The organism is Pseudonocardia sp. C8 (assembly GCF_014267175.1).
Taxonomy (GTDB): domain Bacteria; phylum Actinomycetota; class Actinomycetes; order Mycobacteriales; family Pseudonocardiaceae; genus Pseudonocardia.
Genome location: NZ_JACMTR010000002.1, coordinates 495036 through 516737, shown reverse-complemented (window position 1 = coordinate 516737; position 21702 = coordinate 495036). Strand labels below are relative to the sequence as shown.

Genomic DNA, 21702 nt, shown 5'->3' with positions numbered 1-21702 from the left:
CCTGAGCGTCTGACCTGCATCATTGCGTATTTTGCAGCGCTGGTTGCGTATTCTGCTCTCGCTGTTCTAGCATCGGGACGACGATCGGGTCAACGGCTGGAGGCGCGCGAGCAGTGGAAACGACAGGGCTGGGCCGGGTGGTGTGCTTCGGTGAGGCGCTCGCGCTGGTCGGCGGCGCCGACCGGATCGACGACCCCGCCGCGGCCGCCGGTGCCGCGGGCGCCGAGGTGAACGTGGCCCTCGACCTCGCCGCGGCCGGGGTGCCGGTCGCGTGGGCCGGCCGGGTCGGGGACGACCCGCACGGCCACCTGGTCGTCCGCACGCTCGCCGCGGCCGGGGTGGACACCAGCGGGATCGAGCTCGACCCGGTCCGCCACACCGGCCGCTACGCGAAGTCGGTGACGGTGGGCGACGACGGGCCGCGGACCCGGATGCACTACCGGCGGGCCGGCTCCGCCGCCTCGGCCGCGGACGCCGGGTTCGCGCGGCGGCCTGCCGTGCGGCGGCTGCTGGCGAGCGCGACCTGGGTGCACGTCGGCGGGATCACCGCCGCGGTCTCCCCGTCCTGCGTCGCGGCGCTGGACGCGCTGCTGTCCCGGCCGCGGCCGTTCCGGGTGACGTTCGACGTCAACTGGCGGGAGCAGATGTGGCCGGACGGCGACCCCGCGGTCGTCGCGGGTCTCGCCGCGCGGGCGGACGTGGTGCTGGCCGGTGCGGACGAGGCCGTCCGGGTGTTCGGCACCGACGACCCGGCGCGGCTGCGCGTGCTGCTGCCCGGCCCGGACCTCGTCGTCGTCAAGGACGGGGCCGACCGCGCGGTGGCCGTGCACCCCGACGGCAGCACGACGGCGCAGCCCGCGCTCGCCGTCGACGTCGTCGAACCGGTGGGCGCGGGCGACGCGTTCGCCGCCGGCCTGCTGGGCGGGCTGGTGCGCGGCGAGCCGGTCGGCCGCTGCCTGCGGCGCGGGCACCTCGGTGCGGCCGCGGTCCTCGTCGTGCCCGGCGACTCGGCGCCGCCGCTGCCGGCCGAGCTGCTCGACCTGGACGACGCCGGATGGGCGGGCCTGCGCGTCGGCCGGGACGGCGTCGTGCACGGGGTGCCGGCATGAGCGGCAGCGTCGGCAAGGCCCTGCGGATCCTGACCCTCCTCGGCGAGGGCCCGGCGTCGCTGGACGAGCTCGCCGGCCGGCTCGACGTGCACAAGACGACGGTGCTGCGACTGCTGCGCACCCTCGCCGACGAGCACTTCGTGCACCGCGACGGGCAGTTCCGCTACCACCTCGGGGCGCGGGTGTTCGAGCTGTCGTCGCTCGGCCTCGACCAGCGGGAGGTGCGGTCGATCGCGGCCCCGCACCTGCTCGCGTTCAACCGGGCCCACGGCCACACCACGCACCTGTCCGAGCTGGTCGGCAGCGAGATCGTCTACATCGACAAGCTGGAGTCGCACGACCACGTGCGGATGGCGTCCCGGGTCGGGCTGCGCGGGCCGGTGCACTCGACCGCCGCCGGGAAGGTCCTGCTCGCCGACCTGCCCCCCGCCGCGCGCGACCGGGTGCTGGACGGTGCCCACCTCCGCGCCCGCACCCCGAACACGATCACCGACCGCGGCGCCTACCTGGCCGAGCTGGACCGGGTCCGCGAGCAGGGCTGGGCGCAGGACCGGGAGGAGAACGAGCCCTCGATCAACTGCATCGGGGCACCGGTCCGCGGACCGGCCGGAAACGCGGTGGCGGCGGTGTCGGTCTCGGTACCGAGCATCGTCGCCACCTACGACCAGCTGATCGAGCTGGTCCCGTCACTGCTGGACGTGGCCGGGGCGATCTCCCGCGACCACGGCTGGCGACCGCACCGAGAGAGGACGATCGAATGAGCACGAGCGTCGTGTCGACCCCGGACGCGCCCGCGCCCGCACACACCTTCAGCCAGGGCGTGCGCAAGGGAGGCCTGCTGCAGGTCTCGGGTCAGGGCCCGATGGACCCGGCGACGAAGACCTACATCGCCCCCGGCGACGTCCACGCCCAGACCCTGCGGACCCTGGAGAACGTGCGGGCGATCCTGGAGGCGGGCGGGGCGTCCGTCGGCGACGTGCTGATGTTCCGGGTCTACCTGACCGAGCGCTCCCACTTCACGGCGATGAACGAGGCCTACGGCGAGTTCGTCGCCCGGCACGTGCCGGACGGGAACCTGCCTGCCCGCACCACGGTCTTCGTCGGCCTGCCGCACGAGGAGATGCTCGTCGAGATCGACGCGCTGGCCGCCCCGTCGGCCTGACCGGCCGCCGCGGCCCGGCTCACCGGGCGTAGCGCAGCTCCGCCCGGGCCCGGGCCTTGGCGGCCTCGACCTCGCGGTCCTTCGGAGGGGCCGTGGTGGTGAGCCCGTCGAGGAGTTCGCGGGTCGCCGCCGCGACCGCGGCGACGGCCCGCTCGAACACCTCGGCGTTCGCCTGCGAGGGCCGTGCCGCCCCGGAGACCTTCCGGACGTACTGCAACGCGGCGGCGTGGACCTCGTCGGCCGTCGCCGGCGGCTCGAAGTTGTGCAACGTCCGGATGTTGCGACACATGGGCGCCTCCGGCGCTCGTGAGTGGTTACGCGGGCCAGGGCCCACCTAACCACTCACAAGCGGCGCATGCCGCCATCCAGCTCCCCCGCCTGCTGCCGGGCGTTGAGCACGGCGAGCCGGGTGAACTTCTGGTCGAACGCCTCCTGGGTGAGGCCCCGGGCCTTGTACTCGGTCGCGAGCTGCTCGGCGCCGGCCGGGATCGTCCAGGACGCCTCGAAGCCGAGCTCCTTGCGGGCCCGGGAGAAGTCCACCCGGTACGACCGCGGATCGTTGCCGGCCTCGCCGGTGATGTTCAGCGTCGAACCCGGGACGGCCTCGATGACCGCCTGGGCGATCTCGGCGACGGTCCGGTTGTTCTTCTCGGTGCCGACGTTGTAGGCGCGGGCCCGGACGACGTCCGCCGGGGCGTCCAGGGCCGCGACGACGGCGCCCGCGATGTCGTCGGCGTGCGCGAGCGGGCGCCACGGGGTGCCGTCGGAGAGCACGGTGACCTCGTTGGTGAGGATCGCCCGGCCGACCAGGTTGTTCAGCACGATGTCGGCGCGCAGCCGCGGCGAGAAGCCGAACGCGGTGGCGTTGCGCATCGAGACCGGCACGAAGTCGGCGTCGGCGAGCTCGGCGAGGTCGTCCTCGACGCGGACCTTGGAGATCGCGTACGGGGTGACCGGCTTGAGCGGGGCGTCCTCGTCGACGAGCTCGTCACCGGACTGGGCGCCGTACACCGAGCAGGTGGAGGCGTAGACGAACCGCCCGACCCCGGCCTCCTTCGACAGGGTCGCCAGCCGCGTCGAGGCGTGGTGGTTGATGTCGTAGGTGATCTCCGGGGCCAGCGCGCCCAGCGGGTCGTTCGACAGCGCCGCCATGTGCACGACGGCGTCGAAGCCCTGCAGCTGCTCGACGGTCACGTCGCGGACGTCGGTGTCCATGCCGTCGACGTCCGGGGTGTCGAGCTGCCCCAGGACGCAGTCGGCGAACAGCCCGGAGTCGAGTCCGGTGACCTCGTGGCCGGCGGCGGCGAGGATCGGCGCCATCACCGTTCCCAGGTAGCCCTGATGTCCGGTGAGCAGTACCCGCATGGTGGTCCCTTCGAGAGGTGGATGTGGTGGGGGTCAGGGGGCGGTGCCGAAGCCGGCAGGCTCGGAACCGGTCATCGGCGCGACGGACAGGGTCAGCTTCTGCACGTGGAACGCCTCGGCGTAGCGGGCGTGGCACTGCACGCCACGCACCCGGGCGATACCGCGGAACGTCTCGTCGTCGAACCACGTCCGGTCGCGCTGCGAACCGTAGTGCTCGTTCAGCTTCGCGATCTTCTCGCTGAGCACCGGCTCGGCGAGCGGCAGGTAGGCGGTCGGCTGGTCGAGGTCGCCCTCCCACTTGAGGATCTCGTAGCCGAGCGTCAGGTGGTCGCGGTACGCGGTGGGGATCATCTGCGCCAGCGTCCGGTGGTCCTGGTGCGCGTCGTGCGGCGACGGCCCGATGACGAGGTCCGGCTCGCCGCGGGTGCGGAGGTCCTCGAGCGCCAGCTTGGCCCGTTCCCAGTGCTGCGGCACCCGCCCGTCGGGCAGGTCCATCACCACGACGTCGAGGTGCGCGCCGGGGCAGAACGCGGCCAGCGCGGCCCGCTCCTCCTCCTCCCGCAGCGACCCGGCGCCGGTCAGCACCAGCGCGGTCACGTGCACGCCCGGGTAGGCGCGGCACAGCTCCAGCAGGGAGCCGCCGGCCCCGATCGCGATGTCGTCACAGTGCGCGCCGAGCAGCAGGATGCGGTCCAGCCGCTCGGGCAGCAGGTTCAGCACGGTCCTCGATCCCCCCGGCCCCGGTCAGTCGCGCTGGTGGCTGCTGCGGTTCATCTCGGCGATCGCCGCCTGCAACGGGTCGCGGTCGGCGTCGCGCGACTCCCACAGCATCCACGGGCGGGCACCGCCCTGGTAGGCGGCCTCGAGGGCGTTGCGCTCCTTGACGGTGTCGGCCGGCTGCCAGAACCCGCGGTGCCGGTAGGCCGCCATGCGGCCCTTGCGGGCGAGCGGGGCGCAGACGTCACCGATCAGGTCGCAGTCCTTCTCCAGGTAGTCGAAGACCTCGGGCCGGAACATCAGGTAGCCGCCGTTCTCCCACAGCGGCATCTCCTGCAGGGTGGTGATCGAGTCCAGCTTCCCGTCGTCGGTCACGTCCACGCAGTGGAACGCCGACTGCGGCGGCACCGCCATCAGCTGCCCGACGGCGTCGGTGCCGGCGAACTGCTCGACCATCCGGTCCAGCGGGGCGTCGGTGAGGACGTCGGCGTAGTTGGCGTGGAACATCTCCTCGTCCTGGACCAGGGAACGCACCCGGCGCAGCCGCTCCCCGATCGGCGAGTCGAGGCCGGTGTGGACGAACGTGATGTTCCAGTCCTGGATGTCGCTGCCCATCAGCTCGACCTCGCCCCGGTGCAGGACGAAGTCGTTGGACTCGGTCTCGTCGTAGTGCAGGAAGTAGTTCTTGATGTGGTGCGCGCCGAAGCCCAGGCACAGGACGAAGTCGCGGTGCCCGAAGTGCGCGTAGTAGCGCATCACGTGCCAGATCAGCGGGCGCGGCCCCACCGGGTGCATCGGCTTGGGAAGGTCGGAGGCGCCGTCGCGCATCCGCATGCCGAAGCCACCGCAGAACAGGACGACCTTCACGTCAGACCACCTCGAGCGACGGGATCGGGAAGACCAGCCGGCCGCCCCACTCCCGGACGGAGGCCAGCTGCTCGGTCAGTTCGCTGCGCAGGTTCCAGGGCAGGATCAGCACGTAGTCGGGGCGGTCCTGCGCGATCCGCTCCGGTTCGTGGATCGGAATCCGGGTGCCCGGCGTTAGCCTGCCGTGCTTGTAGGGGTTGCGGTCCACCGTGTAGGCGAGCAGGTCGGGCCGGATGCCGCAGTAGTTGAGCAGGGTGTTGCCCTTGCCGGGGGCGCCGTAGCCGACGACCCGCTTGCCCTGCCGCCGGGCCTCGATCAGGAACGAGACCAGGTCGTCGCGGATGGTGGAGACCGCCTCGGCGAACCCGTCGTGGCCCTCCGGGGTGTGCAGCCCGGCCGCCGCCTCGGCGGCGAGCACCTCGCGCACCGTCTCCGAGGGTTCCCCCGCGACCTCGGACGGGCGCGCCCACATCCGGATCGAGCCGCCGTGGGTGTCCAGGAGCTCGACGTCGACCAGGGTCAGCCCGCCGGCGGCCAGCGCCCGCTGCCCGGTGAGCAGCGTGTAGTACTGGAAGTGCTCGTGGTAGATCGTGTCGAACTGCCTGCGCTCGACCAGCGTGAGCAGGTGCTGGACCTCGATCGAGACCCAGCCGTCGTCCGCGACCATGGCGCGCAGGCCCTGCGCGAACCCGACGACGTCCGGGATGTGCGCGAACACGTTGTTGCCGCAGACCAGGTCGGCCGGGCCGTGCTCGGCCCGGACCCGCGCGCCGGTCTCCGGGGTGAGGAACGCGGTGAGCGTCGGGACGCCCTTCTCCCGGGCGGCCTCGCCGACGTTGACGCTCGGCTCGACGCCCAGGCAGCGGATGCCCCGCGCGACGACGTGCTGCAGCAGGTACCCGTCGTTGGAGGCGACCTCGACGACGAACGAGTCCTCGCCGAGCCCGGCGCGCTCGACGGCGTCGTCGACGAACTGCTTCGCGTGCGCGACCCAGGACGAGCTGAACGAGGAGAAGTAGGCGTACTCGGAGAACGTCTCCTCCGGGCTGATCTCCGGGGGCAGCTGGGCCAGCAGGCACGCGTTGCAGACCCGCACGTGCAGCGGGTAGGTGGCCTCCGGCCGCTCGGCGGTCTCCGGGGTCAGGAAGAGCTCACAGGGCGGTGTCGCGCCGAGGTCGCAGAAGCTGCGCAGGTCGGTCGAGCCGCACAGCCGGCAGGTGACCGTGGCACCGGACGCAATCTCCACCCCACCGGCCTCGCCGGAAGCATCCGTGTTGAGCACGTACCGCAGTCTGTCAACTCGACGCGCGGGCACCGCGCGCGGGGTCACACTGCCCGGTACTGGGTGTTTGTCCGTGAGATGGGTCATCGCAAAGCAACCTCCGAGGGGAGGTGCGCTGCGAGGACGCCGGATCGGGCGTGCCACGATGGAGGGGCACGATCCGCCGTGGTGTAACGGCAGCACCTCGGATTTTGGTTCCGATGGTCCAGGTTCGAATCCTGGCGGCGGAGCAACACCGCCCACGTGCGGGACGGGCCGCGCACCGCCCGCGAGACCGTCGAGGTTGCGCTACGCCCGGCGGCCGCTCATCCGGAATCCGACGGCCCACGGAGGGCACCGTGGTTCGCCAGGTGGTCGGCGATCGCCGGCGCCAACTCGGTGGTGGTGGTGTGCTGCACGGGTTCGGCGGTGGCGACGGCGTCGCACTCGTCGGGCGCGACGGGCCGCCCGCCGAACGACCGGACGAGGCCGTCCGCGCACGCCTGGCCGAGCAACAGACCGCGGGCCGGGTCCGGTGAGGCGTGGTCCCCGGTCCGTTCCCTCCGTGCGCCGGGGCCGGCGTGCCGCGGCACGACCGGGCACCGAGCGGCAACACTAACCCCACGTGAGTGTTGACGTCGCCCGCCGTGCCATCGGGTTACCCGAACTCGCACGAGACCTGGGCGGTTGCACTGGTCACAACCGGGACGCCCCTTCCCTCACGTGATAGTAGGGTTCGCCGCGATCGCGGTCCCACCGGTGTGACTGCCTCCCCGTCCGGCCCTGCAGAGAGTGGCGATGTCCAGCTCACCCCGGTCCTCGTTCCCGCCCGTCCCACGGCTGCTGCCCGCCCGCGTCCTGCGTACCGAGGCGCTGGCCGGGCTCGTCGTCGCCCTCGCGCTGATCCCCGAGGCGATCGCCTTCTCGATCATCGCCGGGGTCGATCCCGAGATCGGCCTCTACGCCTCGTTCACCATGGCCGTGGTGATCGCGGTGTGCGGAGGGCGCCCCGCGATGATCAGTGCCGCGACCGGCGCCGTCGCACTGGTCGTCGCGCCGCTCTCGGCCGAGCACGGGGTCGAGTACCTGCTCGCCGCCGTCGTCCTGGGCGGGCTCGTCCAGATCGCCCTGGCGGTGAGCGGTGTCGCGCGGCTCATGCGGTTCCTGCCGCGCAGCGTGATGGTCGGGTTCGTCAACGCGCTCGCGATCCTGATCTTCACCTCGCAGCTCACCCACCTGTGGAACGTCCCGTGGCAGGTCTACCCGCTCGTCGTGGTCGGGCTCGCGATCATGATCGGCCTGCCACGGGTGACGAGGACGGTCCCGGCGCCGCTGGTCGCGATCGTGGCCCTGACCGCCGTCACGACGTTCGCGACGCTGGACGTCCCGACCGTCGGGGACCAGGGCGACCTGCCGGACACGCTGCCCGTGCTCGGCATCCCGGCGGCGCCGCTCACGATCGAGACATTGACGATCATCGCGCCGTACGCGGTCGCGATCGCCGTCGTCGGGCTCATCGAGTCGCTGATGACGGCCAAGCTGGTCGACGACATCACCGACACCCACTCCGACAAGACCCGGGAGTCCTGGGGCCAGGGCGTCGCCAACGTCGTGACCGGCTTCTTCGGTGGCATGGGCGGTTGCGCCATGATCGGCCAGACGATGATCAACGTGAAGTCGGGTGCCCGGACCCGGGTGTCCACGTTCCTCGCCGGGGCCTTCCTGCTGGTGCTGGTCGTCGGCCTGGGACGGCTCGTCGGCCTGATCCCGATGGCGGCCCTCGTCGCCGTCATGGTCATGGTGGCCGTCGCGACGTTCGACTGGCACAGCGTCCGGCCCAGCGTCCTGCGGCGGATGCCCAAGAGCGAGACGACCGTGATGATCTCGACGGTCGCGGTGACGGTCGGCACGCACAACCTGGCCTACGGCGTCGGTGTCGGCGTCCTGGTGGCGATGGTCCTGTTCGCCCGGCGCGTCGCCCATCTCGTCGAGGTCGACCCGGTCCTCGACCCGGACGGGAGCACCAAGGTCTACCGGGTCCGCGGCCAGCTCTTCTTCGCCAGCAGCAACGACCTGGTCTTCGCCTTCGACTACGCGAACGACCCGTCCCGGGTGGTCATCGACCTGAGCGACGCGCACGTCTGGGACGCCTCGACGATCGCCTCGCTCGACGCGATCACGACGAAGTACGCCGCACGCGGGACCGAGGTGACCGTCACCGGGATGAACGCCGACAGCCGGTCCCGTCACGACCGGCTCGCCGGTCACCTCACCGGCGGGCACTGACGGCCGCACGGCGTCCGGGAGCCGTGTCCGGGGTCCACGGCACGGCCCGTTGGTTACCCTCGACGGATGAGGTTCCCGGTAGTGCGCGGCGAGAGGTGAGCCACCCGATGGGCGACGAGCTGATGCAGATCGGGCAGGTAGCGACGCGCATCGGGTTGTCCCTGCGAACCATCCGGCACTACGACGAGGTGGGGCTCGTGACCCCGTCGGCGCGCTCGGCCGGCGGGTTCCGCCTCTACACCGAGGCCGACGTCGAGCGTCTCGCACTGATCAAGCGGCTGAAGCCGCTCGACTTCAGCCTCGAACAGATCAAGGAACTCCTCGCGACGGTCGACGGGCTCACCCACGCGGACGAGCTCGAGCCGCAGCGGGTCGAGGACCTCCTCGGGCGCCTGGCGATGTTCCGGGCGGCCGCGGACAGCCGCCTGGACGCGCTGCGCTACCAGGTCGACCATCTCGAGTCGCTGTCGCGGGACCTCAAGAACCTCGACGCGACGACGCGGTCGAAAGGCTCCTCCACGGACCGCTCGCGGACGCCCTGACGCCCGCCGTCGAGGCCGCGGTTCCGGCAGCGTGCACCGGCTCACCGGCGGACGCCCATCGGGCCCGCAACGACGCCCGCGCCCGGCACACCGGACGGGCACCCGGGCGCCGGCGCGCGCACGGGGGCCGGCGGCGGCAACGCGCGCCGAGGTGACCCGGCGGGGCGCCGGTGGGCCAGCGGGCCGGGAAGGGTGTACATCCATCCGGCGCGCAGCGTGAGCAGCACCCGCCAGGTGAGCAGGGTCAGGCCGGTGGTGACCACGGCCAGGAGCACCGGCAGCACGTAGCCGAGCGCGGGCGGCACCGGGACGTCCCGCAGCACCAGCGCGATCACACCGAGCCAGGGCATGTTCGCCAGGTAGACAGGCAGCGTGTGCCGCCCCAGCAGCACGAGCGGACGGCCCACCGCCCAGCGGGCGAGCTGCGCGGCGACCAGCACACCGCACACCACAGCGGCGACGTTGAGCAGGAGCGCGACCCCGGGCACTCCCCGCACGTCCAGGACGACCGCCACGGCGGCCAGCGCTCCGGTGGCCGGCACCGCGAGGGCGGCCCGCACCGGGGTGGACGCGGCGGCGAGCCGTTCCACCACCGTGCGGGCGTGGAACCCGAGCAGGAAGAAGAACAGGTAGCGCGCGGCGAGGCCCCAGGTGTCGTCCGGTTCCAGCAGGCCGGCCCCGACCACGGCGGACAGGACGCCGGTGACTCCCAGCTGCGCTGCCATCGGCACGCGGCGGACGAGCTTGGCCAGAACCGAGTAGAGCGCCAGCGCGTACAGGAACCACATCGACGGCGCCGGCACGAGCAGCGTCCGCAGCTGGTCGACCGGATCGCCCGCGAGCCGCTCCGAGAACATCAGGTCCGCCGGGAGCAGGACCATGACCGCGTACTGGATCGCGGTCCACAGCACGTAGAGGTAGCCGAACAGGGCGACCCGCTTGTGCAGCATGGTGCGCCAGCTCGCGGTCAACGGCCCGGCCAGGAAGAGCCCCGACACGAGGAAGAACAGCGGCATCCGCAACGACGCCAGTGCCATGTTCGCCGTGGCCACGGCGGGCGGCACCAGACCGAGCTGCTGCAGGAACAGCACGGCGTGGTGCACCACGACCAGCAGGATCGTCATGCCCTTGGCGGCGTCGACCCAGTCCAGCCGGCCTCCCGCCGTCACGGCCGGCATCGGCGCGGTGACGGCGTCGGCCGGGTGTGACTGGCTCACGGTGACCTCCAGGCTGCGACTGCGTCCACGACGGAAGCTAGAACGTCGTCGCTGAAGGGACCCTGAGAACTCTCCTGTGGCGTCAAGGAACGACTCCCACCACGGGCCGGTTGCCCTCGGCCGAACCTTCCGCAGGTGGAGCGATCCCGCCTCACCGCGCGCTCAGGTTCACCCCACGGCACCGCCGGTGCCGGCCACGACCTCCGGCGTTCTTCAGGCGCAACGCCCGGCGCTCGACGACGAACCAGGACGCCGCCGCAGCCGGCAGCGTGAGGAGCAACCCGGCCGCGACCGCCACCGCCGTCGGAAGCGCGCTCAGCGCGGTCAGGTGGACCAGCTGATGCGTCGGCCAGTGATAGATGTAGACGCCGTAGGACAGGTCGTGCCGCATCGACCACGACACCCGGTCCCACGTTCCGAACCAGAGGAAGACGTAGGCGAGCGGTGCGGCACCGAGCACCCGGTAGTCCTCGAACACGAACAGGCTGACCGCGAACAGCGCCCCCGCCGCCAGGAGCAGGTCCACGCGCAGCACGATCCTGTCGTCGAACAGGTGACCGAGCGCGCCCAGGACGAAGACGAAGCCGAGGCGCAGCGCACGGTCGTTGACCAGGACGTCGACCCCGGCCTCCTGCAGGACCGTCAGGAGGGCGAATCCCGCGGTGAGCACGAGCGCGAGCCGGCGTCGCCGACGACGCAGCACGCCGAGCACACCGAGGACGAGCACGAGCCCGTAGCACGCGGCCTCGAAGAACAGCGTCCACAGGGCACCGTTGAAGCTCGGCCCCTCCGGGGTTCCGTCGAGGATGCCGGCGATGTCGTACTGCACGATCAGCAGGCCCGCGTTCGCCAGCACGTAACGCAGTGCCGACGGCTCCCCGGTGAACGCGACACCGGCCGGCAGCCCCCGCAGCAGCGCGGCGAGCGGGGCGACGACGACGGCGACCACCACCAGGCAGACCCAGAACCCCGGCATGATCCGCAGGAAGCGGTGCCAGAGATAGCGCGCGGGCGAGTCGAGGCGCAGGAAGCTCCGCGTCACCAGGAACCCGCTCAGGATGAAGAAGCCGTCCAGTGCCAGGTCACCGAGCAGCGTGTTCCCCCACATCGGCTGGCTGCCCGTGTGAATCGCGATGCCGTGCGTGACCGCCACCAGCGTCGCGAACAGCAACCGCAGGACGTCGAAACCGTTCCGACGCGGATCGAACCTGCTCGACAGCAAGACCACGGCACTCCCCCTGACCACCGGCGCGCAACTCTACCGTGACGTAAGGGAAGTGTTGCAGCTAGACCGAACGGCGCATGCGTCGACAATCAGGGCAGGTCAGCGCGCCAGCAACGGGGGTTGCCCACGCGACGCAAGGGGGATTGCTCTCGATGAACTCTTCCGCAACGACCAAGTATGAGTGAGTAGCCTCACGGGCGGGGAGCGCGTACCGGCGCCGGACGACCCGCCCGGGACCGCCGGTGCGGGCCTTGCTCAGAACGTGGCGATCGGGTTGACCGGGCTGCCCGACGTGCCGGCGAAGCGGACCGGAGCGACGGCGAGGTGGAAGTCCCACTGGCCGAGCTCGCCGGCCGTCGCCGCGCACGCCTCCAGGTCGCAGTTGTCGAGCAGCCACAGGCCCATGGCGACCAGCCCCACGGCGTGGACGGGCATCAACACGGCCCGGTACCCCGACGGCTGGACGTCCTGCGGGGTGTCGGCGCCGATCAGCGCGACCCCCCGTTCGTGCAGCCACGGCAGGCAGGACGCGTGCCAGCCGGCCTGCGTGAACCCGCCGGCCGGGCCGGCCTCGTGCCGGGCGCGGCCGTGGCCGGTGCGCAGGAGCACCGCGTCGCCGGGGCGCACCCGCACACCCTGGCGCCGCTCGGCCTCCTCGAGGTCGTCGGGGCCGACGCCCTGCCCCGGCTCCAGCCACGGCACGTCGCGGGCCCGCGCCACGTCCAGCAGGACACCCCGCGTGACGATGCCGTTCGCCGCCGCCGTGACGGCCGCCCACGCCGATCCGGTGGCGGCGTCGACCAGCGAGTGCGGCCGCCCGTTGTACATCGTGCCGTCCCAGTAGACGTGGCACGGCGCGTCGAGGTGGGTGACGGTGTTGTTGTGGAACATGATGCCGAGCCGCTCGTTCGAGAAGCCCCAGCGCCGGTCGGCGTGGAAGGCCGCCGGCATGTGCTCGGCACCCGGCATGTCGGCGGCGCACGGGCACGTCGTCGTCGACCGCTCCATCTCCCCCGGCACGGCGATCTCCCACGCGCACGACACGCTCCTGCCGTGGCGCACGGCCCGCGCCGCCGCCAGCCGGACGTCGTCGGTGACGTGGTTCAGGGTTCCGAGCTCGTCGTCGTCGCCCCACCGCCCCCAGTTCGACAGCGTGTCGAAGTATGCGAGCACGTCGTCCTGCGTGGGCGTCATCCCCACATCGGCTCCTCCGGTCACGCCGGACGCGGTCAGCCCGCGAGCGCGGCGTCCAGGGTGATCTCGACGCCGGAGAGCGCCTTGGAGACCGGGCAGCCCTGCTTCGCGGCCTGCGCGGCCTTGGTGAAGCCGTCCTCGTCCAGGCCGGAGACCGTGCCGCGGACCTTCAGGGTGATGCCGGTCAGGTGGAACCCACCGCGGTCCTTGTCCGGGCCCAGCGAGACGTCCGCCGACACGTCGAGCGTCTCCGGGGTGCCACCGGCCTCGGCGATGTTGGCCGACAGCTGCATCGCGAAGCACGCCGAGTGGGCCGCGGCGATCAGCTCCTCGGGCGAGGTGGTGCCACCGGCCTCGTCGGCGGCGCGCTTCGGGAAGCTGACCTCGTAGGTGCCGGCTTTCGAGCTGCTCAGCTCGACCTGGCCGGAGCCCTGCTCGAGGGTGCCGCTCCAGGCGGTGCGAGCGCTGCGCGTGGGCATCGGTGCCTCCAGTGACATCGGTATCCGTCGCGCCCGATCCCAACGCCTCGGCGGCCCGCTGTCCAGCCCTGCCCGGGCCGGTTGTCCCCCCGGACCGGGCCGGTGAGCGGCATCCTTGGGACACTGGACCGTGCGGGCTCCCGGTGACGGGTGCGAACCCGCCCGGGCCCGGCCCGTACGATGCCGTACCGGCGCGGCCGGAGGGTGCACGACGACCCGATCGCACGGGGCGTGCGTGCACGGGCCGCCCGGACCGGCGGCGGGTGAACCCAGCAGGAGGAGCCGAACATGCCCGAGGCCCACCAGGGCAGCACCGGCGAACGACCCGCAGCCGGTCGCGGACGGGTCGCCGCGGGGATCGTCCTCGCCGCCGGCGCGGGCACGCGGATGCGCTCGGCGACACCGAAGGTCCTGCACGAGCTCGGCGGACGGCCGATGCTCGGCCACGCGCTGCACGCCGTCGCCGGCGTGGGCCCCGAGCACCTCGTGGCCGTCGTCGGGCACCAGCTCGAGCAGGTCACCGAGGCCGTCACCGGGCTGGCCGGCGAGCTCGGACGTGACGTCGCGACCGCCGTCCAGGAACGACGCCTGGGCACCGGCGACGCCGTCCGCTGCGGCCTGGCGGCGCTGCCGCCCGGGCTGACCGGCACCGTGCTCGTCACCTACGGCGACGTCCCGCTCCTCGACACCGGCACCCTGTCCGCGCTGGTCGGGGCGCACGAGGAGACCGGCGCCGCGGTGACCCTGCTGACCGGCGAGCCGGCCGACCCGACCGGGTACGGCCGGATCGTGCGCCGGGACGGGGCGGTCTCCGCGATCGTCGAGCACTCCGACGCCACCGCGTCGCAGCGGGCGATCACCGAGGTCAACTCGGGCGTCTACGCGTTCGACGCGGAGTTCCTCCGCGCGGGCATCGCCGGGCTGGCCGCCCACAACGAGCAGCAGGAGCTGTACCTGACCGACCTGGTCGAGGCCGCGGTCGCGGCCGGTCGCACGGTGCACGCCGTCCGCTGCGCCGACGAGTGGCTGCTGCGCGGGGTCAACGACCGGGTCCAGCTCGCGGAGCTGCGCGCCGAGCTGAACCGCAGGCTGCTGCGGCGCTGGATGCTCGACGGCGTCACCGTCGTCGACCCGGCCACCACCTGGGTCGACGTCCAGGTGGAGCTCGGGACCGACGTCGTCCTGCACCCGGGCACGCAGCTGCACGGCCGCTGCACGGTCGCCGACGGGGCCCGGATCGGCCCCGACACCACGCTGACCGACTGCGTGATCGGGGCGGGTGCGACCGTCGTCCGCACGCACGGGTCGGAGTCCGAGATCGGGGCGAACGCCTCGGTCGGCCCGTTCGCCTACCTGCGCCCGAACACGCGGCTGGGGGCCACGGGCAAGATCGGCACGTTCGTCGAGGTGAAGAACTCCGACATCGGCACCGGCACCAAGGTCCCGCACCTGACCTACGTCGGGGACGCCACGATCGGCGAGATGAGCAACATCGGCGCGTCGTCGGTGTTCGTGAACTACGACGGCGTGCGCAAGCAGCGCACGGTCGTCGGTTCGCACGTCCGCACCGGCTCGGACACCATGTTCATCGCCCCCGTCACGGTCGGGGACGGCGCCTACACCGGCGCCGGGACGGTGCTGCGCGAGGACGTCCCGCCGGGGGCGCTCGCGGTGTCGGGTGGGCCACAGCGCACCATCGAGGGTTGGGTGCCCCGCAAGCGCCCTGGCACACCGGCCGCCGAGGCGGCCGAACGGGCGGGAACCAGACCGCCCGGGAACGACGGGCCGGCCGGCAACGGCACGGCCACCCCGCACACCCGGTCCGCCACCGGACCGGCCGAGGACCTCAGCCGAGGAGGCACCGCACGGTGAGCGCGATCGCAGGTACCCCGAAGAAGAACATGATGCTCTTCTCGGGGAGGGCGCACCCGGAGCTGGCCGAGCACGTGGCCAAGGAACTGGACGTCACGGTCACCCCGCAGGCGGCGTACTCGTTCGCCAACGGGGAGATCTTCTGCCGCTTCGAGGAGTCGGTCCGCGGCAGCGACGCGTTCGTGATCCAGGCGCACTCCGCGCCGATCAACGACGCGATCATGGAGCAGCTGATCATGGTCGACGCGCTGAAGCGCGGGTCGGCCAAGCGGATCACCGCCGTCATGCCGTTCTGGGGCTACGCCCGCCAGGACAAGAAGCACCGCGGCCGCGAGCCCATCTCGGCCCGCCTCGTCGCGGACATGTTCAAGACCGCGGGCGCCGACCGCATCCTCACCGTGGACCTGCACACCGCGCAGATCCAGGGCTTCTTCGACGGCCCCGTGGACCACCTGTTCGCGCTGCCCGTGCTGGCCCAGTACATCAAGGACAGCCGGCCGGACGAGAACTTCGCGGTCGTCTCCCCCGACTCCGGACGCGTGCGGCTCGCCGAGCGCTGGGCCGACACCCTGGGCGGCACCCCGCTGGCGTTCATCCACAAGACCCGGGACCCGCACAAGCCCAACGAGGCCGTCGCGAACCGGGTCGTCGGTGACATCGAGGGCCGCTGCTGCGTGGTCATCGACGACATGATCGACACCGGTGGCACGGTGGCCAAGGCGGTCGACGTGCTGCTCAAGGAGGGCGCGGCCAAGGTGATCGTCGCCGCGACCCACGGCGTGCTCTCCGGTCCGGCCACCGAGCGGCTGTCCACCTGCGGCGCCGACGAGGTGGTCTTCACCGACTCGCTGCCGATCCCGACCGAGAAGCGCTTCGGCAAGATGACCGTGCTGCCGATCGCCCCGCTGCTGGCCGAGGCGATCCACCAGGTCTTCGAGGACGGCTCGGTGACCAGCCTGTTCGACGGCAACGCCTGACCGAGCTCCGGCTCCGGCGAGCCGCCCGGGGCCGGCGAGAGTTCCCGAACCGAGCGGCTCCTCGTCGTGAGCGAGCTCCCGGGCCGGGTGCCGCCGCGGGTGCCCGGCCGCGCCGCCCGCCCGGGTCGCCACCAGCGTCCACGGCGGCTCTACCGGGGACGACCGGCGCCCCGCCCGCCGACCGCTGTCGATCATCACGGTGTCGCCCTGCCGACGGCGACGACGTGCGCCTCACCGACCCCGGAACCAGTCGATCAGCACCGTTCCGGCCCGGCGAGGGCAGGAACGTGCGTCCCACCAGGCCAGGCCCGGTCGATCAGCACGAAAATCACCGCCGGACGGCGAAAGCGCGCACCTCACCGACCACACCGCCGTCGATCAGCACCGATTCGCCCCATCCGGGGCGGATGCGTGCGCTTCAGCCACCAGGGACAAGTCGATCAGCACCGATTCGCCCCATCCAGGGCATCTTCGTGCACCTCAGCCACCAGGGACCAGTCGATCAACACTGTTCCGGCCCGGCGAGGACGGAAACGTGCACCTCACCGGCGGGGAGCCCGCCGACCACCGAGCCCGGCCGCGTTGCCCGCCCGGTGCTCCGCAGGCCGTCCGTGGCACGCCGGATCGCGCACCCGTCCGCCGTTGCGGCGGGGGCCCGGAGGGTGTAGGGCAGCCGTCGCGTAGACTTCCGGCATCTCCGCGGCGAGGGCGGGTGCACGCTGACCCGCCGTGATCGACGTGGGCCGATCCCGGTCGGCTCCTCGCCGCGCGCACGCCTTCCACTGTCGCAGCAGATTTGACGAGGAGCCTCCCGTGGCCCAGACCCGCATCCCCGCCGAGACCCGCACCGAGTTCGGCAAGGGCGCCGCCCGCCGCACCCGCCGGGCCGGCAAGATCCCGGCCGTCCTGTACGGGCACGGCACCGACCCGGTGCACCTGTCGCTGCCGTCGCTGGAGTTCGCGGCCGTGGTCCGCGAGCAGGGCCGCAACGCCGTGCTCGAGCTGGACGTGGCCGGCAGCAAGCCGCAGCTGGCGCTGACCAAGACCGTCGTCGTGCACCCGCTGCGCCCCTACATCGAGCACGTCGACCTCCTGGTCATCAAGCGCGGCGAGAAGGTCGAGGTCGAGCTCGACGTCGTCGTCACCGGCGACGCCGCCCCGGGCTCGCTGGTCTCCCAGGACCTGAACACGGTCGTGGTCGAGGCCGACGCGCTGAACATCCCGGACCAGGTCGAGGTCTCGCTCGAGGGCGCCGAGATCGGCACCCACTACTACGCCAGGGACCTCGACCTGCCGCGCGGCGTCGAGCTGCGCACCGACCCCGACTACCTCGTCGTGCAGGTCATCGCGGCGCCGACCGAGGCCGACCTCGAGGCCGAGATCGACACCGAGGGCGCCGGCGTCGTCGAGGAGCCCTCCGACGAGGAGCAGGCCGCCGAGAGCAGCGAGGGCTCCGAGAGCGGCTCCGAGCAGTGAGCCCCGTGCCGGGTCCCGCGGTGGTCGTCGGGCTCGGCAACCCGGGTCCCGAGTACGCCGAGACCCGGCACAACGTCGGTGCCCGCGTCGCCGCCCTGCTGGCGGCGCGGGCCGGCGCGGGCCGGTTCTCGGTGCACAAGCGGACGAACACCGACGTCGCCCAGGGCCGGCTCGCCGGCCGGCCGGTGACCGTCGCCGTCCCGCGGACGTACATGAACGTCTCCGGTGGACCGGTCGCCGGCCTGGTGAAGTACTTCTCGGTGGCGCCGACCGAGCTGGTCGTCGTGCACGACGACCTGGACCTCGAGTTCGGTGTGGTCCGGCTCAAGCGCGGTGGCGGCGAGGGCGGGCACAACGGCCTCCGCTCGATCAGCCGCTCGCTGGGCACGAAGGACTACCTGCGGGTCCGGTTCGGGATCGGCCGACCGCCGGGTCGGCAGGATCCCGCGGACTACGTGCTCAAGCGCTTCTCGGGGGCCGAGAAGAAGGAGCTCGACCTCGGGCTGGACCTGGCCGCGGACGCCACCGAGGCGCTGCTGGCCGACGGTCTGGAACCGGCCCAGAACCGCTTCCACCCGCTGTCCGGCTGACCCCGCCGCCCCTCCCTCGCGGCGCCTGCCACCCCTCGCGGCGCCTGCCGCCCCTCGTGCGTGGCACCCGCCGCCCCTCGTGCGTGGCATCCCCGCCCCTCGTGACACTCATGGAGCTTTAGTCCTGTCGCACAGGACTAAAGCTCCATGAGTGGGAGCCTGGGGGTGCCGGGGTGCCAGGGTGCGCGTGGTGGCCGGGGTCCGGCGAGGGGTGGCCGGCGGGCGCTCACGGGGCCGGCGTAGTGATCAGGTCGGCGGTGGCGGCGCGGCGGAGCTTCCCGGACGGCGTCTTCGGCAGGCTCCCCGGCGCGAGAACGGCCACCTCCGCCGGCCGGACACCCACGGCCGATACGACGCGCCGGACCACGTCGTCCCGGATCGCCTTGACGGCCTCGTCGCTGTCGGCGCCCTTCGCCTCGACCGCGACGGCGAACGACTCCCGGTGCCGCCCGTCCTCCCCGGCCGCGATCCGCACCGCGACGACGTTCCCTGCGCGCACACCCTCCGCCTCGGCGGCCGCCCGCTCGATGTCGGTCGGGTAGATGTTGCGGCCCCCCATGATGATCACGTCCTTGGTGCGGCCGCAGACGACGACCGCGCCCTCCGGGGTCAGGTAGCCCTCGTCGCCGGTGTCGAACCAGCCGTCGGCGTCCTGGGTGGCCTGCGGGCCGTCGAGCGTCAGGTATCCGGGGGTCACCGCCTCCCCGCGCAGGTGCAGCACCCCGACCTCGCGCGGCCCGAGCTCCCGGCCCCCGGACCCGACGGCCTTCACCTCGATGCCCGGCAGCGGCGGGCCCAGCTCCGGGAACGCGCGGGCCGGGCCGGAGCCAGCCGGTGTCGCGCGCCGGTGCTCCTCCAGCTCCCCGGCATCCACCCGGTCCACAGTCAGTCCGGTGTGGACGGGCGCGAAGGACACCCCGAGCGCGGTCTCGGCCATCCCGTAGGCGCACAGCACCGACTCGGGCCGCAGCCCGAACCGGGCGCCGGCACTCGTGAACGCCTCGACCGCCGCCGGGTCGACCGGCTCGGCGCCGTTGAGCGCGATCCGCAGCGACGACAGGTCCAGGGCGCCGTCGTCGACCCGGGCGAGCTGGCGTGCCAGCACGGCGTAGGCGAAGTTCGGAGCGGCGGTGACGGTGCCGCGGTACTTCGAGATCAGCTCGGCCCACAGCCGGGGCCGCCCGAGGAAGTCGGCCGGGGTGACGGTGACCAGCTCCAGCCCCACCGTCATCGGGACGGTGAGGAAGCCGACCATCCCCATGTCGTGGAACAGCGGCAGCCAGGACACCATCCGGTCGGCTGCGACGTCCAGTTCGGACGCGACGACCATCGCGCCGATGTTCGCGTGCAGGTTCGCGTGGGTGATCCGGACGGCCTTCGGGGCCGCGGTCGAGCCGCTGGTGAGCTGCAGCAGCGCGGTGTCGTGTTCCCCGGCGACGTCCGGGGTCGCGGTGAAGGCGCCCGCGTCCCCGTCGAGCGTGTCCAGGGTGCGGAACGGGATGCCGTGCTCCGTCAGGACCGGTGCGAGCGCGTCGAACGGCGGCCCGAGCAGCACCGTCGACGCGTCGATCATCTGCAGCGTCGCGACCGTGTCGGCGGCCCACACCCCCAGGTCGGTCCGCGGCGTCGGCTGGTGCAGCATCGTCACGCTGCCGCCGCACAGCCACACGGCCTGCGCCGCCGGGGCGATCGCCGCCGGCTCGCCGGCGAGCACCCCGACCGCGCCGCCGAGCGGCAACGCCGGTTCCCCCGCCGCACCGGGCCGGCGCAGCGCGTCCGCGCATCCCCGGGCCGCACGGTGCACCTCCGACCAGGTCCGCCGCACGGGCTCGTGCGGTTCCCCCGTCGTCATCCCGCGGGCGTCCCGGTCGGGACCGGTCGCGGAGTCCACTAACGTCGCCAGGAATCGGGACATGCCCCGACCCTAGCGACGAATCAGGGAGCGGTGGGCCGGTCCGGGCCCGGGCGTAGCATCCGGGCCCATGTCCGACCGCCAGATCACCGCGCCGCCCGCCGAGCTCGCCGACGCCGTCGTCGGGGTCCTGCCCGGTGCGCGGACCGATCTGGAGACCCTGGTCCGCATCCCCAGCATCTGGGCCGACCCGGCACACGCCGAGGACACCCGCCGCTGCGCCGACGCCGTCGCCGGCCTGGCCCGGGCCGCCGGCGCCGCGGACGTGGAGATCCTCGCGGCGGACGGCGGGGCGCCCGCGGTCGTCGCGCACTGGCCGGCACCGGAGGGCATGCCGACCGTGATGCTCTACGCCCACCACGACGTGCAGCCCACCGGTGGTGACGAGCACTGGACCAGCCCGCCGTTCGAGCCGACGGAGCGTGACGGCCGGCTCTACGGCCGCGGCGCCGCCGACGACAAGGCCGGCGTGCTCACCCACCTCGCGGTGCTGCGCGCGTACGGCGGGCGGCCGCCGGTGGGCGTCACGCTGTTCGTCGAGGGTGAGGAGGAGTCCGGCTCCCCCACCCTGCCGGTGCTGCTGGCGCGGCATCACGCCTCGCTGGCCGCGGACGTCATCGTGATCGCCGACGCCGCGAACCCGGCCGTCGACGTGCCGGCGCTGACCACCAGCCTGCGGGGGCTGGTCGACGTCGTCGTCGAGGTGTCCATGTTGGAGCGTCCGGTGCACTCGGGCCTGTACGGCGGCCCGGTCGGCGACGCGCTCACCGCGCTCTGCCGGACCCTCGCCGCGCTGCACGACGACAAGGGCGACGTGGCCGTGCCCGGCCTGGTGCGGGGCGGGTCGGACGCGCCGGACCCGGACGAGGCGACCTACCGCAGCGACGCCGGGCTGCTCGAGGGCGTCGAGCTGCTCGGTTCCGGCAGCATCCCGGACCGGGTGAACCACAAGCCGGCCGTCGCGGTACTCGGCATCGACGCGCCGAAGGTGGCCGAGGCCGCGAACGTGCTGCTCCCGCGGGCGCGGGCGGTGGTGAGCATGCGGCTCGCCCCCGGGCAGGACGCGGCCGCGGCCCAGCAGGCACTGGCGCGGCACCTGGAGCAGCACGTGCCGTGGGGCGCGCACGTGCACGTCACGCCGGGCACCGGGGTGGCCGAACCGTTCAGCCTGTCCTCCACCGGCGAGGTGTACGACCACGCGCGGGCTGCCTACGCGGCGGCCTTCGGGAACGCGACCGTCGAGACCGGGATCGGCGGCTCGATCCCGTTCATCGCCGAGTTCGCGCGGACGTTCCCCGGCGCTGCGGTGCTGGTGACCGGGGTCGGTGACCCGGCGAGCCGCTGGCACGGCATCGACGAGAGCCTGCACCTGGAGATGTTCGGGAAGGGTGTGCTCGCCGAGGCGCTGCTGCTGCGGAGGCTCGCCGGGCAGGGGTGAGCCCGGCACGGTA

At 72.9% G+C, this 21702-nt stretch carries 21 protein-coding genes and 1 tRNA gene; 12 read left to right on the top strand and 10 right to left on the bottom strand.

Going from position 1 to position 21702, the window contains the following annotated elements:
* Positions 1-113: 113 nt before the first annotated feature.
* The 3 genes from H7X46_RS03135 to H7X46_RS03125 are packed head-to-tail and all read left to right on the top strand — an operon-like array spanning position 114 to position 2271.
* Positions 114-1109 (top strand): sugar kinase, encoded by a 996-nt coding sequence (locus H7X46_RS03135; RefSeq protein ID WP_222131181.1) that lies wholly within the window; start codon positions 114-116, stop codon positions 1107-1109.
* Complete coding sequence (locus H7X46_RS03130) at positions 1106-1870, top strand: IclR family transcriptional regulator (RefSeq protein WP_186357960.1); 765 nt, start codon at positions 1106-1108, stop codon at positions 1868-1870. The genes H7X46_RS03135 and H7X46_RS03130 overlap by 4 nt, the downstream gene beginning before the upstream one ends.
* Positions 1867-2271: a RidA family protein gene (locus H7X46_RS03125; protein WP_186357959.1), complete on the top strand. Its 405-nt coding sequence runs from the start codon at positions 1867-1869 to the stop codon at positions 2269-2271. Before H7X46_RS03130 ends, H7X46_RS03125 begins: the two co-directional genes overlap by 4 nt.
* Before the next feature lie 19 nt (positions 2272-2290).
* Here H7X46_RS03125 and H7X46_RS03120 read toward each other — a convergent pair whose 3' ends face one another.
* Genes H7X46_RS03120 through H7X46_RS03100 form a run of 5 tightly spaced genes read right to left on the bottom strand, consistent with a single transcriptional unit; the run spans position 2291 to position 6460 of the window.
* Positions 2291-2560, bottom strand: a complete 270-nt coding sequence (locus H7X46_RS03120) for a DUF2277 domain-containing protein (RefSeq protein WP_186357958.1) — start codon at positions 2558-2560, stop codon at positions 2291-2293.
* A gap of 53 nt (positions 2561-2613) precedes the next feature.
* Positions 2614-3636 carry an NAD(P)-dependent oxidoreductase gene (locus H7X46_RS03115; protein ID WP_186357957.1) on the bottom strand — a complete coding sequence of 341 codons (1023 nt, stop codon included), beginning with the start codon at positions 3634-3636 and terminating at the stop codon, positions 2614-2616.
* Positions 3637-3669: 33 nt separating this feature from the next.
* Positions 3670-4356, bottom strand: a complete 687-nt coding sequence (locus tag H7X46_RS03110; RefSeq protein ID WP_186357956.1) for a PIG-L family deacetylase — start codon at positions 4354-4356, stop codon at positions 3670-3672.
* A 24-nt stretch (positions 4357-4380) separates the two neighbouring features.
* Positions 4381-5220: a sugar phosphate nucleotidyltransferase gene (locus tag H7X46_RS03105; RefSeq protein WP_186357955.1), complete on the bottom strand. Its 840-nt coding sequence runs from the start codon at positions 5218-5220 to the stop codon at positions 4381-4383.
* A 1-nt stretch (position 5221) separates the two neighbouring features.
* Entirely contained in the window at positions 5222-6460 is a 1239-nt protein-coding gene (locus H7X46_RS03100) for a methyltransferase domain-containing protein (protein WP_370589047.1), read from the bottom strand.
* 201 nt (positions 6461-6661) lie between these two features.
* On the opposite strand from H7X46_RS03100, the gene H7X46_RS03095 reads away from it, so the two are divergent.
* The 4 genes from H7X46_RS03095 to H7X46_RS03080 all read left to right on the top strand — a co-directional run bounded on the left by H7X46_RS03095 (position 6662) and on the right by H7X46_RS03080 (position 9309).
* A tRNA-Gln gene (locus tag H7X46_RS03095) sits at positions 6662-6732 on the top strand.
* Between the two features lie 108 nt (positions 6733-6840).
* Complete coding sequence (locus H7X46_RS03090) at positions 6841-7020, top strand: hypothetical protein (RefSeq protein WP_186357954.1); 180 nt, start codon at positions 6841-6843, stop codon at positions 7018-7020.
* A gap of 259 nt (positions 7021-7279) precedes the next feature.
* Positions 7280-8767 (top strand): SulP family inorganic anion transporter, encoded by a 1488-nt coding sequence (locus H7X46_RS03085; RefSeq protein WP_186357953.1) that lies wholly within the window; start codon positions 7280-7282, stop codon positions 8765-8767.
* Positions 8768-8874: 107 nt separating this feature from the next.
* Entirely contained in the window at positions 8875-9309 is a 435-nt protein-coding gene (locus H7X46_RS03080) for a MerR family transcriptional regulator (RefSeq protein WP_186357952.1), read from the top strand.
* 41 nt (positions 9310-9350) lie between these two features.
* On the opposite strand, the gene H7X46_RS03075 is transcribed toward H7X46_RS03080, so the two are convergent.
* From H7X46_RS03075 to H7X46_RS03060, 4 genes are all read right to left on the bottom strand, one after another.
* Positions 9351-10526, bottom strand: a complete 1176-nt coding sequence (locus tag H7X46_RS03075) for an acyltransferase family protein (protein ID WP_186357951.1) — start codon at positions 10524-10526, stop codon at positions 9351-9353.
* Between the two features lie 151 nt (positions 10527-10677).
* Positions 10678-11754, bottom strand: a complete 1077-nt coding sequence (locus H7X46_RS03070; RefSeq protein ID WP_186357950.1) for an acyltransferase family protein — start codon at positions 11752-11754, stop codon at positions 10678-10680.
* 252 nt (positions 11755-12006) lie between these two features.
* Positions 12007-12945, bottom strand: a complete 939-nt coding sequence (locus H7X46_RS03065; RefSeq protein WP_186357949.1) for a cyclase family protein — start codon at positions 12943-12945, stop codon at positions 12007-12009.
* Positions 12946-12980: 35 nt separating this feature from the next.
* A complete protein-coding gene (locus tag H7X46_RS03060; protein ID WP_186357948.1) occupies positions 12981-13424 on the bottom strand; it encodes an OsmC family peroxiredoxin in 444 nt (147 codons plus the stop codon).
* 387 nt (positions 13425-13811) lie between these two features.
* On the opposite strand from H7X46_RS03060, the gene glmU reads away from it, so the two are divergent.
* From glmU to pth, 4 genes are all read left to right on the top strand, one after another.
* Complete coding sequence (gene glmU / locus H7X46_RS03055; RefSeq protein WP_370589046.1) at positions 13812-15296, top strand: bifunctional UDP-N-acetylglucosamine diphosphorylase/glucosamine-1-phosphate N-acetyltransferase GlmU; 1485 nt, start codon at positions 13812-13814, stop codon at positions 15294-15296.
* Positions 15293-16273: a ribose-phosphate diphosphokinase gene (locus H7X46_RS03050; RefSeq protein ID WP_186357946.1), complete on the top strand. Its 981-nt coding sequence runs from the start codon at positions 15293-15295 to the stop codon at positions 16271-16273. Before glmU ends, H7X46_RS03050 begins: the two co-directional genes overlap by 4 nt.
* Before the next feature lie 813 nt (positions 16274-17086).
* Positions 17087-17749 (top strand): 50S ribosomal protein L25/general stress protein Ctc, encoded by a 663-nt coding sequence (locus H7X46_RS03045; protein WP_186357945.1) that lies wholly within the window; start codon positions 17087-17089, stop codon positions 17747-17749.
* Positions 17746-18339 (top strand): aminoacyl-tRNA hydrolase, encoded by a 594-nt coding sequence (pth, locus tag H7X46_RS03040; protein ID WP_186357944.1) that lies wholly within the window; start codon positions 17746-17748, stop codon positions 18337-18339. Before H7X46_RS03045 ends, pth begins: the two co-directional genes overlap by 4 nt.
* A gap of 226 nt (positions 18340-18565) precedes the next feature.
* On the opposite strand, the gene H7X46_RS03035 is transcribed toward pth, so the two are convergent.
* On the bottom strand, positions 18566-20254 hold the full coding sequence (locus tag H7X46_RS03035; protein ID WP_186357943.1) for a fatty acyl-AMP ligase: 1689 nt from the start codon (positions 20252-20254) through the stop codon (positions 18566-18568).
* Positions 20255-20321: 67 nt separating this feature from the next.
* Here H7X46_RS03035 and H7X46_RS03030 point away from each other — a divergent pair, with 67 nt between their 5' ends.
* A complete protein-coding gene (locus tag H7X46_RS03030) occupies positions 20322-21689 on the top strand; it encodes a M20/M25/M40 family metallo-hydrolase (RefSeq protein WP_186357942.1) in 1368 nt (455 codons plus the stop codon).
* The last annotated feature ends 13 nt before the right edge of the window (positions 21690-21702 follow it).

What these genes read in the sequence shown, in the direction of transcription:
- H7X46_RS03085 (WP_186357953.1), top strand. Translation starts at nt 7,280, where the DNA reads ATGTCCAGCTCACCCCGGTCCTCGTTCCCGCCCGTCCCACGGCTGCTG.
- H7X46_RS03030 (WP_186357942.1), top strand. Translation starts at nt 20,322, where the DNA reads ATGTCCGACCGCCAGATCACCGCGCCGCCCGCCGAGCTCGCCGACGCC.
- H7X46_RS03130 (WP_186357960.1), top strand. Translation starts at nt 1,106, where the DNA reads ATGAGCGGCAGCGTCGGCAAGGCCCTGCGGATCCTGACCCTCCTCGGC.
- H7X46_RS03080 (WP_186357952.1), top strand. Translation starts at nt 8,875, where the DNA reads ATGGGCGACGAGCTGATGCAGATCGGGCAGGTAGCGACGCGCATCGGG.
- H7X46_RS03125 (WP_186357959.1), top strand. Translation starts at nt 1,867, where the DNA reads ATGAGCACGAGCGTCGTGTCGACCCCGGACGCGCCCGCGCCCGCACAC.
- glmU (WP_370589046.1), top strand. Translation starts at nt 13,812, where the DNA reads ATGCGCTCGGCGACACCGAAGGTCCTGCACGAGCTCGGCGGACGGCCG.
- H7X46_RS03120 (WP_186357958.1), bottom strand. Translation starts at nt 2,560, where the DNA reads ATGTGTCGCAACATCCGGACGTTGCACAACTTCGAGCCGCCGGCGACG.
- H7X46_RS03035 (WP_186357943.1), bottom strand. Translation starts at nt 20,254, where the DNA reads ATGTCCCGATTCCTGGCGACGTTAGTGGACTCCGCGACCGGTCCCGAC.
- H7X46_RS03065 (WP_186357949.1), bottom strand. Translation starts at nt 12,945, where the DNA reads ATGACGCCCACGCAGGACGACGTGCTCGCATACTTCGACACGCTGTCG.
- H7X46_RS03115 (WP_186357957.1), bottom strand. Translation starts at nt 3,636, where the DNA reads ATGCGGGTACTGCTCACCGGACATCAGGGCTACCTGGGAACGGTGATG.
- H7X46_RS03060 (WP_186357948.1), bottom strand. Translation starts at nt 13,424, where the DNA reads ATGCCCACGCGCAGCGCTCGCACCGCCTGGAGCGGCACCCTCGAGCAG.